Origin of the sequence: Streptomyces chisholmiae, from assembly GCF_031845445.1 — a bacterium.
Taxonomy (GTDB): Bacteria; Actinomycetota; Actinomycetes; order Streptomycetales; family Streptomycetaceae; genus Streptomyces; species Streptomyces chisholmiae.
The window spans coordinates 1-13,265 of the sequence record NZ_JAVREO010000011.1 but is presented as its reverse complement, the minus strand read 5'-3'; the positions used below and the strand labels follow the sequence as shown (position 1 = coordinate 13,265).

Genomic DNA, 13,265 nt, shown 5'->3' with positions numbered 1-13,265 from the left:
AATCACCTGTTCTCGGCCCCGGTCGCGAACGACTTCAGGGCGTAGTCCCGCACGACCACCAGGACGTTTCCGGTCAGGTCGGTCAGGGTGATGTCGAAGCGGTCGACCGTGCCACGGCCGGCCCGCTGGGCGCCGCCGGAGCGACGCAGGTGGGCGACGCACTCCTCGGGCAGCGGCGCGCGGACGTCGAGGCCACCGACCGAGAAGGGCAGCAGCAGCCGGCCCGGCCCGGCCGGTTCGACCGCCCCGGTCATCAGGGCGCTGACCGCCTGGAACGCCCCGTTGACCAGCGCGGGTGACAGGACGTCCGCCGGGTGCCGTTCGGTTCCAGCCGGCAGCGCCAGGTGGGCGACCGCCTGTCCTTCACCGACCAGCACCTCCTCGATCACCTGAAACGCCGGCCCGTTGTCGAGGCCGACGGCCGCCATCCCCGCGTAGCCGGCCGCCCCGGAGAGCTTGCGGTCGCAGCCGGCGATGACGCCGGGCAGATCGACCGGGGCCGGCGCGGCCGGGGCCTCGGTCTCCAGGTCGATCCGGGCCTCCATCCGCACCCGGGCCTCCGGCGGCCCCTCGTCCACGCCGATCCGCACCAGCAGCGCGTCGTCCTCGGGCAGCAGCCACACCGTCACCTCGACGGGCTGGTCGGCCACCTCGATCGGCTGGAGCCAGAGCACGTCCCGCAGGGCGCGCACCTCCTGTTCCAGGCTGAGCGCGCCGGCCAGCCGCGCCATCTCCAGGGTGACCGCGCCGGGCAGCACCTTCCGGCCGCCGACCCGGTGGCCGTCGAGGAACGGCTCGGCCCCGGTGAAGGTGGCGGTGAAGCGCTGGGCGAAGAGCGAGGAGTGGTTCTGGTGCAGCAGCGGGTGCAGCCGCGGCGCGGCCGGTGCGGTGGGGCCGCCCCGGGCGGGGGCGGCCAGCGGGGTGGCGGTGTCCCAGGCGGGCAGCCAGTGCCGACGGCGGTCGAACGGGTAGGCCGGCAGGCCGATCCGCCGCCTGGCCTCGCCCGCGGTGAGCGCCTCCCAGTCCAGGTCCTGTCCGCCGACCCACAGCTGGAGCAGCGCGTCGAAGTCGCGGGCCGCGTAGCTGGCCCGGTGCTCCTCGGCGCCGCGGCCGCGGGGCGGCGGCACCGGGGTGCCGACCCGGCCGGTGTGCCGGACCGGGCGGCCGGCCAGGAAGTCGGCCAGCCCGGCGGCCAGTTCGGCCGCGGAGTGGACCACGAAGCCGAGCCGCTCCTCGAACGCGTCCCGGCCGACCTGGAGGGTGTAGCCGAGGTCGGCCAACTCGGCGTCGGTGAGCTGCCGTTCGGCCAGCCAGTCGGCCAGCAGCCCGGCCACCGCGCGGAGTTGGTCGGGGCGTCGGGCGGAGAGCGGCACCAGCACCGGGCCGCTGGCCGGCGCGGCCGCGGTGGCCGGCTGGTACTCGGCGATCACCACGTGGGCGTTGGTGCCGCCGGCGCCGAAGCTGGAGATCCCGGCGATCCGCCGGCCGCCGGCCGGCGCCTCCCACGGGAGCACCTCCTGCGGCACGGTGAACGGGGTGGCCGGGAAGTCGATCTCCGGGTTCAGCTCGGCCGAGTGCAGCGAGGGCACGATCTCGCCGTGCCGCAGCTGGAGCAGCACCTTGCTGATGCCGGCGATGCCGGCGGCGCTCTCGCAGTGCCCGATGTTGGACTTGGCCGAGCCCAGGTAGCAGCCGCGGGCCTCGGTGGCCCGCTCGCCGAACGCCCGGGTCAGCGCGGACACCTCGATCGGGTCGCCGAGCCGGGTGCCGGTGCCGTGCGCCTCCACGTAGGAGACCTCGCCGGCGTCCACGCCGGCCCGCTCCAGGGCGCGCCGGATGACGGCGGTCTGGGCGTGCGGGTTGGGCACCGTGTAGCCGTTGGTCTTGCCGTCGTGGCTGACCGCGGTGCCCTTGATGACGCCGTGGATGTGGTCCCCGTCGGCCTCCGCGCGGGCCAGCGGCTTGAGCAGCACGGCGCCGACGCCCTCGCCCGGCACGTAGCCGTCGCCGCCGCTGCCGAAGGACTCGCAGCGGCCCTTGGTGGACGCGAAGTGGTTGCGGCCCAGCATCAGGAACTTGTTGGGGTGGGTGTGCAGGTTGACGCCGCCGGCGATGGCCACCTCGCACTCGCCGTCCCGCAGGCTCTGCGCGGCCAGGTGGATGGCGACCAGCGAGGAGGAGCACATGGTGTCCACGGCCAGGCTCGGCCCGTGCAGCCCGTAGTGGTACGAGACGCGGTTGGCGATGGAAGCGGCGCTGCCGTTCAACGTGGTGTGCTCGCCGCGCAGTTGGAGCTGGGCGGCGTAGAGCTGGTACTCCTCGTACATCACGCCGACGTACACCCCGACGGGGCGGCCGGTCAGCGCGCGGCGGCTGTAGCCGGCGTCCTCCAGGGTGTGGTGGACGCACTCCAGGAAGATCCGCTCCTGCGGGTCCAGGATCTCCGCCTCGCCGGGCGAGATGTTGAAGAACAGCGAGTCGAAGCCGGCCGCGTCGTCCAGGAAGCCGCCCCAGCGGGCGTAACTCCCCTGGCCCGCCTCGGTGCTCAGGTACGGGCTGTGGTCCCAGCGGTCGGTGGGAATCTCGGTGACGCAGTCCACGCCCTGCCGCAGGTTGGTCCAGAACGCGGCCAGGTCGGCGGAGCGCGGGTAGCGGCCGGCGACGCCGACGATGGCGATGTCGAGGCCGGCGGTGGCGTCCTGGTCGTCCAGGGCGCGGGGCGTCGCCGGCGCGGTGGGCCGGTCGGTGGCCCACAGCGGGGACCAGCCGGTCGGCGCTGGCTCGACGGCCGGCGCCTGGGGCTGGGGCTGGAACTGGACGGCGGCCGGTGCCGGGGTGGGCGGGGCGGTGGTCCCGGCGCGCCGGGCCAGCAGCTCGGCGACCTGCGTCGGGTGGCTGCGGCCCAGCGCGTGGGCCAGCTCCATCACCGTCTGGTTCTCGAAGAAGATGGTCTTCGACAGGGTGCCGAAGTCCCGCTCCAGCAGCTGGGTCAGGTTGATGACCAGCACCGAGTCGATGCCGTAGTTCTCCAGCGGGACATGGGCGTCGATCCGCCCGGCGTCCAGCCTGATCTCCTCGGCGACGACCTCCTTGAGCGCCTCGGCCAACAGCTCGTCGCGGTCGGCCTGTTCGTCCTCGGTGCCGGCCGCGACGGCCGGGGTCGGGGCGCTGGCCGGCGGTGCCGGCGTGTTGGCGGTCTGGCCGCGCAGGTAGCCGCGCAGCTTCTCGGCGTCGCCGACCAGCGGCAGCACGTGGCCGGCGCCGGTGGCGACGCAGTCGGCGAGCACCGCGAGGCCGGTCTCCCTGGTCAGCACGGCCAGGCCGGCGGCGTCGGTGGCGGCCCGCGCCTGCTCGGCGGTCAGCCCCATGCCGCCGTCCCGCCACAGCTGCCAGTTGACGGACAGCGTGCGGCCCCGGCGTTCCCCGGCGGCCATCAGCGCCGCGCGGTGCGTGGCGAAGTGGTCGAGGAAGGCGTTGCCGGCGGCGTAGTCGGCCTGCCCGATGTTGCCCAGCGCGCCGGCGACGGAGGAGAAGAGCAGGAAGAACTCCAACGGCTGGTCGGCCGTCGCCTCGTCGAGCGCGACCACGCCGACCGTCTTGGGCGCGAGCACGGCCCGCGCCTCGTCGGCGGTCTTCGCGGTGAGCAGCCGGTCCCTGGTGATGCCGGCGCAGTGCGTGACGCCGTGCAACGCGCCGTGCTCGGCCCGGATGTGCGCGACCAGCGCGCGGCAGGCCGCCGGGTCAGTGACGTCGGTGGCGACGTACTCGGCCAGCGCGCCGAGCGCCCGCAGCCGGGCCACGGCCGCCTCGCTGGCCGGGCCGGCGGCGGACCGGCCGGTGAGCACCAGCCGGGGCTCCGCCACGGTCCGCGCGATCTCCTCGGCCACCACCAGGCCCAGCCCGGCGGCGCCGCCGGTGACCAGGTACACGCCGCCGTCCCGCCAGAGCGGCGCGGCCGGGGCGGTGGGCGCCGGCAGGGCCGCCCAGGCGCAGACCTCGCGCCGGCCGTCGGCCGGGTAGCGCACCAACTGCTCGACCGGCCAGGCGCGTTCCGCGCGCAGCCGCTCGGCGAGCGTGTCGGCCGGCGGCCCGTCCTGGACGCCCACGAACTGGACGCTGAGCGAGGGGTGTTCGCTGTGCGCGGTCCGCAGCAGGCCGGCCAGCGCGACCGCCGCCGGGTCGGCGGCGACCACCTGCACCAGCAGCCGCTGCCCGCGGTGCTCCCGCAGCAGCTCGGCGATCCTGGCCAGCAGGTCGACGGCCATCTCCTGGTAGCGGGCGCCGAGTTCGGCCGGGCCGAGCCCGGCGGCGGCCGGGGTGAGCGGCTGGCAGTCGGCCTCCGGCAGCCGCTCGGCGAGCCCGCCGAGCAGGCCGCCGGCCGGCTCGGCGAGCAGCACCAGCCAGCGGTCCAGCGGCGCGGCCGGCGTGTCGCCGGCCAGCTCGCCGGCCTGCCAGCGCGGGGTGAACAGCAGCCGCTCGGCGGCCGGTTCGTCGGCGGTGTCGAACTGGTAGCTCTTGAAGGCGACCTGGTCGAGCCGGGCCACCACCCGGCCGCCCTGGTCGGCCAGCGTGACGTCGATCTTGCGCAGCCGCTCGCCGTCGCCGGTGATCCGGCGCAGCCGGGCCCACATCACCGGCGTCAGCGCGCCGGTGACCTCGACCGCCCCGACCGCGAACGGCAGTTCGGCCTCGGTGGCCTCGGTCTCCGGCAGCGCGTCCAGGTCGTCCGGCAGCGCCAGCGGCAGCGCCGCCTGGAGGGCGGCGTCCAGCAGCGCCGGGTGCAGGGTGAACGGCTCGACGGTCGCGTCGCCGGGCAGCCGGAGCGCGACCAGCGCCTCGTCCCGGCCCCGGTGGACCCGCTCGATGACCTGGTGGGCCGGCCCGTAGTCGATGCCCATGCGGGCGAACGTCCGGTACAGCCACTCGCCTTCGACGCCCGGCCGGTCGTAGCGCGCCCGCAGGCCGGCCAGGTCGAGGGTCTCGGGCTCGGGCTCGGCCGCGGCCACCAGCCGCACGCTGCCCTGACAGTGCGTCAGCTCCCCCGCGTCGTCGCTGTGCACCCGGAAGCCGACCAGGTCGCCGGCGCTGCCCGGGGTGAGGGTGAGGTGCGCGGTCCGCTGGCCTTCGCCGTCCAGGGTGAACGGCCGCAGCCAGACCACGTCCTCGACCCGCAGGGTCAGCCCGGCGGCCTGCTCCGGCAGCGCGGCGCGCACCGCGGCCAGCGCCATCTCCAGGTAGGCGACGGCCGGCAACAGCCGCCGGCCGCCCACCTGGTGGTCGGCGAGGAAGAACTCCCGGCCGGTGAAGGTGGCGCTGAACCGCAGCCCGGCCAGCGTCGAGCTGTTGCGGTGCAGCAGCGGGTGCAGCACCTCGGCGCCGGCCGCCCTGGGCGTGCCGAACCGCGCCGGGCCGCTGACCCAGTGCCGCTCCCGGGCGAACGCGTAGCCGGGCAGCGGCACCCGGTCGGGCAGCCGGTCGCCGTAGAGCAGCGTCCAGTCCAGGGCCAGGCCCTCGACCCACAGCTCGGCGGCCTTCTCCAGCCGCCGCTCGCGCAGCAGCCCGGCCGTCATGTCCGAGTCCTCGATCAGCCCGACCAGCAGCTTGGACTGGCGCCGCACGCCCCGGCTGTCGCCGGTGAAGACGCGCGGCCCGGCGGGCTCGCCCGCCAGGTAGCCGGCGAGCCGGGACACCAGCTCGTCCAGGCCGTCGGCGACCACGGCGAGCCGGGCCTCCATGGCCTCCCGGCCGAGTTGCAGGGTGCGGGCCACGGCGGTCAGGTCGGCGCCGTCGAACGCCCGCCGCGCGGCGGCCAGATGACGGCCCACCAGCTCCCGCAGCCGGTCCTCGTCGCGGGCCGAGTAGACGAACAGCAGCGGCCCGGCCGGCGCGCCGGTGGCGACCGGCCGGCCGGTGAACTCCTCGACCACCAGGTGCGCGTTGGCCCCGCCGGCGCCGAACGAGCTGATGCCGGCGCGCCGCGGCTGGCCGGCCGGCGCCGCCCAGTCGGCCAGCTCCCGCTGGACCGCGAACGGGCTGCGGTCGAAGTCGATGAACGGGTTGAGCGTGGTGGCGTGCAGCGAGGGCACCAACTGCCGGTGCTTCAGCTGGAGTACCACCTTGGTGAGGGCCGCGATGCCGGCCGCCGACTCCAGGTGCCCGATGTTGGACTTGACCGAGCCGATCGCGCAGTAGCCGGTCTCGTCGGTGTGCGCGCGGAAGGCGTTGGTCAGCGCGGTGACCTCGATGGGGTCGCCGAGCGAGGTGCCGGTGCCGTGCGCCTCCACGTAGGAGACGGTCCTGGCGTCCACCCCGGCGTCGGCCAGGCCGGCGCGGATCAGGTCGGCCTGGGCGTTCGGGTTGGGCACGGTGAAGCCGGTGGTCTTGCCGCCGGCGTTGATGGCGGTGCCCTTGATCACGGCGTGGACGTGGTCGCCGTCGGCGAGCGCCTGGTCGAGGGACTTGAGCAGCACGGCGCCCACCCCCTCGCCCGGCACGTAGCCGTCGCCGCCCTCCCCGAAGCTGCGGCAACGGCCGTCGCTGGCCGCGAAGTTGCCCTGGCTGAGCAGGATCAGCTTGTTGGGGTGGATGGTGAGGTTGACGCCGCCGGCGATGACCATGTCGCTCTCGCCCCGGCGGATGCTCTCGCAGCCGAGGTGGATGCTGGTCAGCGACGAGGAGCACATGGTGTCGATGGCCATGCTCGGGCCGCGCAGGTTCATGAAGTACGAGACGCGGTTGGCGATGGCGGCGAACGAGGAGGCCACCGGGGCCGGTTCGCCCCGGATCTCGCCCTCGAACAGCTGGTACATGCCGTACATCACGCCGACGTAGACCCCGACCGTCCGGTCGGCGAGCGCCGCCCGGGTGTAGCCGGCGTCCTCGACGGCGTGCCAGGCGGACTGGAGGAAGAGCCGGGCCTGCGGGTCGAGGAAGTCGGCCTCGCTGGGCGGGATGCTGAAGAAGAGCGGGTCGAAGCGGTCGACGTCGCGCAGGAAGCCGCCCCACTTGGCGTACGCCTTGCCGGGGTTGCGCCCGCCGGGCTCGTAGTACTCGGCGTGGTCCCAGCGTTCGCGCGGCACCTCGCGGACCGCGTCCCGGCCGGCGACCAGGTTCTCCCAGAACTCCTGGAGGTCGTCGGCCTCCGGGTAGCGGCCGCTGATGCCGATGACGGCGATGTCACCGGTGGCGCGGCCGGCGGCGCCGGTGGCCCGGGCCGTCTCGGTGGCCCGGACGGCGGGGGTGGTGACCTGGGCGGCGGCCGGCCGGAACCGGCTCGCCGGGGTGGCCGGCAGCGCCGGAACGGCAGGCGTGGCTGGGGTGGCGGATATCGCGGGGGCGAAGAGCCGCCGCACGTCGTCCGCCCGCTCCCGCACCAGATGATCGGCCAACTCGTCAATCGAGGCGTACTCGAAGAACAACGTCTTCGGCAACTCCCCGAAATCCTCCTCCATCCGCCGCGTCAGACTCATCATCATGATCGAGTCAATACCGAACGTCTCAAACTCATCGCCCGAATCGATCTTCCCGGCATCACTCTTCGTCCGCTCACTGATCACCCGCGTCAGATAAGCGACCACCGCAGACCGCAACGCCACCCCGGAACCAGCCGCCACCATCGGCGCCGACACGACCGGGGCCGCGGGGGCGAAGAGCCGCCGCACGTCATCCGCCCGCTCCCGCACCAGATGATCGGCCAACTCGTCAATCGAGGCGTACTCGAAGAACAACGTCTTCGGCAACTCCCCGAAATCCTCCTCCATCCGCCGCGTCAGACTCATCATCATGATCGAGTCAATACCGAACGTCTCAAACTCATCGCCCGAATCGATCTTCCCGGCATCACTCTTCGTCCGCTCACTGATCACCCGCGTCAGATAAGCGACCACCGCAGACCGCAACGCCACCCCCGAACCGGCCGCCACCACCGGCGCCGGCACGGCGGTCGGCGCGGAGCTGGCGGGCGTCCCGGCCGGCACGTCGGCCGGCACGTCGGCGGCGCCGAAGACCCGGCGGATGGTGGCCGCCTCGCCGCTGGCGTACACCACGTGCGTGGCCGGCAGCAGCAGGGCGCGCTCCAGCGCCTGCCAGCCCTCGGCGGTGGCCAGTGGCGCGATGCCGAGCCGCTCCCTCAGCTGGGTGCGCGCTTCGGGCTGGAGGGTCATGCCGCCCTCCGCCCAGAACGGCCAGCCGACGGAGAGGGTGCGCCCGGACCGGGTGCCGGCCTGCCGGCGCCGCTCACGGTCGGCCGCGAAGGCGTCCTGGAAGGCGTTGGCGTAGCAGTAGTCGGCCTGACCGACGTTGCCCAGCACCGCCGACATGGAGGAGAACACCACGAAGAAGTCGAGGGGTTCGTCGGCCAGCGCCTCGTCCAGGTGCCGGGTGCCGGCGACCTTGGGCGCCAGCACGGCGGCCAGGTCAGCGGCCGACTTGTTGCGGACCAGGCCGTCCCGCAGCACACCGGCCGAGTGGATGACCCCGTCGATCCGGCCGAACCGCTCCCGGGCCCGGGCGACCAGCGCGTCCACGTCGGACCGGCGGCTGACGTCGGCCCGCACCACCAGGGTCTCGCCGTCGGGGAGTTCGACGCCCGTCGGCTCCCGGCGGGCGGCCAGCACCAGCCGGGCGCGGTAGCTGGCGGCGAGGTGGTGGGCCAGCAGCAGTCCCACGCCGCTCAGCGCGCCGGTGATCAGGTAGACGCCGCCCTCGCGGAACGCCGGACCGTCGCCGGCCGGCGCACCGGCCTGGTCGCCGGCCGCCCCTGGCTCCTCGGTCGCGTCGACGGTGGTGGCCACCTGGCGGACCCGGTCCCGCCACCACACGTCGGAGGCCTCGGCCGGATCGACGGCGCACTCCTGCCGCAGCAGGTCGGCGACGTCGGCACCGATGGTGACGCCGACCGTCCTGGCGGTGACCCGCCGGTCCTCCTGGACCAGGGCGCGCAGGTAGCCGCCCACCGCCAGCTGCTCGGGGCGCGGCGCGCGGCCGGCCACCGGGTAGACGTACAGCAGGTCGACCGGCCACCTGGGGGCGGCCGAGGTGATCGCGCCGGCCAGCGCGTGCACCGCGTGCGGCCCGTCCGTCGGGTCGGTCTCGACCAGCACGATCCGCTCGGGGAGCCGGTCCCGGCGACGCAGCTCGGCCAGCACCCGGGCGTGGTCATCGCGCTCGGTCGGTCGGACCGTGAAGCGGGTGCCGCCGGCGTCCACCGTGTACTCGGTGCCGACCGTGACCTCGATCTCGGCGGCCAGGCCGGCCACGAGGTCGGCGGCCTCGTCGTCGGCGAGGAGCAACAGGGTGCGGCCCCGGCCGGCGGCCGTCAGCAGCGCCGGGGTCTCCGCCCAGCGGCGGGTGAGGAACACTGGCTCGGGGCGCTCGGCGGCGGCCAGCGGCCGGACGGTGAACCCGGTGATCTCGGCGGCCACGGCGCCGTGTTGGTCGGCGATGGTGATGTCGAACGACCGGCTGCCGCCGGCGCCGGCGCCGGCCTGGCGGACGTGGGCCAGGGCCGGCGAGGGCAGCGGCCCGAAGCAGCTGACCCGCCGCACCGCGAACGGCAGGTGGGTCTGGCCGGTGCCGGCCAGCAGCGGGCCGAGCGCCTGCCAGGCGCCGTCCAGCAGCGCCGGATGCAGGGTGAACTCGGCCTCCCCGGCGGCGGGTTCGGCCAGTTCGAGGGTGGCGAGCGCCTCGGTGGCACCGTGCGCCAGCTCCCGCAGGGTGCGGAAGGAACGGCCGTAGCAGACCCCCTCGGACTCGGCCTCGGGCTCGGCGGGCTGGCCGGCGTAGAGCGCGGCATGGTCCAGCCGGGTGGCGCACCGGGCCCGGAGGACGGCGACGTCCAGGGGCGCGGGCGGGGCGGCCGGCGCGAAGCCCAGCCGGCCGCTGGCGCACGGCTCCCCCGCGCCGTCCGTGACCTCGAACGAGGCGCCGCCGTCGGCACCGGGGAGCAGCGATATCTCCACGGTCGGATCGGCGACCGGCCGCGACCAGACCACGTCGTCGATCGCGGTGACCGGCTGGCCGGCGGACAACGCGCCGGCGGCGCGGGCCAGTTCGAGGACGGCGGCGCCGGGCAGCACCGGCCGGCCGGCGACCCGGTGGTCGGCGAGGAAGAACTCGCGGCCGGTGAAGACCGAACGGAAGCGCTGCCGGGTGAAGTCGGAGACGTTCTCGTGCACCAGGGGGTGCGGCACGGCCCGGCCGGACGCTTCGGCGGCCGGCTCGGCGGCCCGCTGGGGGGCGTCCCCGAACGGCGCCGGATACCAGTGGTGCTGCTTCTCGAACGGGTAGGTGGGCAGCGAGATCCGGCGCGGCGCCCGGCCGGCCCAGCCGGCGGCCCAGTCCACGGCGCCGCCCTCGACCCAGTCGTCGCCGGTCGGGCGGCGGGCCGCCCGGCCGCGCCGCACGCCGGGCCCGGTCTCGCCGAGCCTGGCGAACCGGTCCAACGCCTCGACCAGCTGCTCCCGGTCGGTGGCGGTGACCGCCAGCCGCTCCCGCATCGCCTCCCGGCCGAGCTGCGTGGTGTAGGCCACGTCGTCCAGGTCCAGCTCCGGGTGGGCCACCAGGTGGTCGGCCAACCGGCGGGCGTACGCGCGCAGTTGCGGCTCCGCCTTGGCGGAGAGCAGGAAGTCGCGGGCGCGCCGGCCGTCCTCGGGGCCGACCGGGCGGGCGGCGGGCGCCGGGTGGTACTCGTCCACCACGACGTGCGCGTTGGTGCCGCTGAAGCCGAAGGCGCTCAGGGCGGCCCGGCGTGGGGCGCCCGCGGCCGGCTCCCACGCCCGGCCCTCGGTGTTGACCACGAACGGCGAGCCCTCGAAGTCGAAGTGCTCGTTGGGCGACTGGACGTGCAGCGTCGGGGCCAGCCTGCGGTGGCGCATCGAGAGCAGGATCTTGTGCAGCCCGGCGACGCCGGCCGCCGCCGACATGTGGCCGACGTTGGACTTCACCGAGCCGATGGCGCAGTACTGCCGCAGCTCGGTGCGGTCCCGGAACGCGGTGGCCAGCGCCTCCAGCTCGATCGGGTCGCCCAACTTGGTGCCGGTACCGTGCAGTTCGGCGTAGCTGATGGTGGCCGGGTCGATGTCGTGCCGGGCGTAGGCGGCCCGGACCAGCTCGATCTGGCTGCCGAGGTTGGGCGCGGTGATGCCGTTGGTCCGGCCGTCCTGGTTGATCCCGCTGGCGATGATCACGCCGTGGATCTGGTCGCCGTCGCGCTCCGCGTCGGCGAGCCGCTTGAGGACCACGGCGCCGGCGCCCTCGCCGGGCACGAAGCCGTTGGCGCCGTTGTCGAAGGACTTGCAGCGCCCGTCGGGGGACAGCATCCCGGCGGCGCACATGTGCATGTACGAGTCCGGGCTCAGGTAGAGCGAGACGCCGGCGGCCAGCGCCATGTCCACCTCGCCCCGGCGCAGCGCCTCGACGCCGAGGTGCACGCTGACCAGCGAGGAGGAGCAGGCGGTGTCGACCGTCAGGGCGGGGCCCTTCAGGTTGAGGTAGTAGGCGAGGCGGCCGGCGGCGATGGCGTTGCTGACGCTGGTCACGCTCGGCAGTTCCTCGGCGTCCGAGGCGTGCGCCGTCGCGTGGCAGAGGGTGTAGTAGTCGCTGCTGGCCAGGCCGAGGTAAACGCCGCAGTTGCTGCCGTCCAGCCGCTTCCTGGGGTAGCCGGCGTCCTCGAAGGCCCGGTACGCCTCCTCAAGGAAGAGGCGGTGCTGCGGGTCCATCATCTCCGCCTCGGCGGGGGAGATCTCGAAGAAGTGCGAGTCGAAGCTGTCGATGTCGTCGAGCAGCCCCATCCACCGGCAGTAGATGGTGCCTTCCTTGCCGACGGTCGGGTCGTAGTACCGGTCCATGTCCCACCGGTGCGGCGGGATCTCCCGGACGGCGTCCCGCCCCTCGTCGAGCAACTCCCAGTACTGGTCGAGGTTCTCGGCGGTGGCGTACCGACCCGACATGCCGACGACCGCGATCGGGGAGAGGTCTCCCGCCGCCGCGCCGGGCGCCGCCCCCGAGGTGGGGGCGGGCCCGGGCGCGGGAGTGGCGGCCGGGCCGGGCGCGGTGGCCTCGCCCCGCAACAGGGCACGGGCCTCGTCCGGGGTGATCCGCTTCTCCCGCAGCGCGGCCAGGATCTCCTGGCGATTCATCGGTCACGCCTCCTTGGTGTGCTCGGACAGGCGAGCCTCGGCCTGCCAGACATCGATCTCGCCCTCGTAGACCTGGGCGAGCACCTCGTCGAGGTCGTCCTCGGGCGCGGGTGCCACGGGCGGTTCGGCCCCGGGGGGCGCGGCCGGCAGCTCCTTGAGGAGGAACGTCGCGAACTCACGGACGCTCGGGTACTGGTAGATCTTCGTCGTCCCCACCGACGTCCCGAACTCCCCGTTCACCGCCCGAATCCACTCCACACCCACCACCGAGTCCAACCCCAACTCCGTGAAACTCCGCTCCACATCAACCTCATCCACCTCAACAAACAACTCCCGCGCCAAACTCACCCGCAACGCCTCCAGCAACTCCTCCGCGTCGGGCCCGGAGGTCGTGGCGGGGGCGGCCGGCTGGGTGACCGGGGTCGGGGCCGTCGGCTTGGCGGCCGGGGTTGAGGCCGGGATCGGGGTCGGGGTTGGCTTGGCGGCCGGGGTGAGTGGGGCCAGGGTGATCCGCCGGGGGGCGGCGGGGGCCTTGGTCCTGGCCATCTCGGCGGCGACCTCCGCCACCGGGCGCAGGCTCACCGCCCCCGCCCCGCCGCGTGGCACGGCCGGCGGTGCGACGACGGCCGGGGCCGGCGTCGGCTTGGGCGCCGGCCTGGGCGTGGCGACGGGCGCCGCGGCGACCGGGGCCGGGGCCGGTGGTGCGAGGGGGGCCGGCGCCGGTGGTGCGAGGGTGGGCAGCACCGGCCGGGCCGGCAGGGCGTCCACCCAGCAGTGTCGCGGCTCGAAGGCCTGGGTCGGCAGGCTGATCCGGACCGGCGCCTGGGCGAACAGGTCCTGGAGCCGCGGGGCGTAGCCCTGGCAGTAGAAGTCGGCCAGCGCCTGGAGGAGTTCCTGGTAGCGGGTGGCGTCCGACTGGTTGCCGGCGGCCTCCTCGATCATCTCCCGGATCACCGTTTCCACGGCGGCGTTCGGCGTGAAGTCCCGGTCGGCCACGCCCTGGTAGACCTTGCGGGGCTTCTCACCCTCGGCCGCCGCGCGCAGCAGCCGGACCGCGTCATCCCGGTCGTGGGCCACCACGGCGCAGCGGTGCGCGAAGTGGTGCCGCCCCACCGCAAGCGTGTGACT

At 74.8% G+C, this 13,265-nt stretch carries 2 protein-coding genes; both read right to left on the bottom strand.

Features of this window, described 5'->3' with window-relative positions; translation table 11 throughout:
• Positions 1-2: 2 nt before the first annotated feature.
• Positions 3-12,137: an SDR family NAD(P)-dependent oxidoreductase gene (locus RM844_RS18850; RefSeq protein ID WP_311668440.1), complete on the bottom strand. Its 12,135-nt coding sequence runs from the start codon at positions 12,135-12,137 to the stop codon at positions 3-5.
• 3 nt (positions 12,138-12,140) lie between these two features.
• Positions 12,141-13,265: acyl carrier protein (locus RM844_RS18845; protein ID WP_311668439.1), on the bottom strand; the 1,125-nt coding region annotated here is incomplete at its 5' end.

Coding starts and splice junctions, on each gene's coding strand:
- RM844_RS18850 (WP_311668440.1), bottom strand. CDS start 12,137: ATGAATCGCCAGGAGATCCTGGCCGCGCTGCGGGAGAAGCGGATCACC.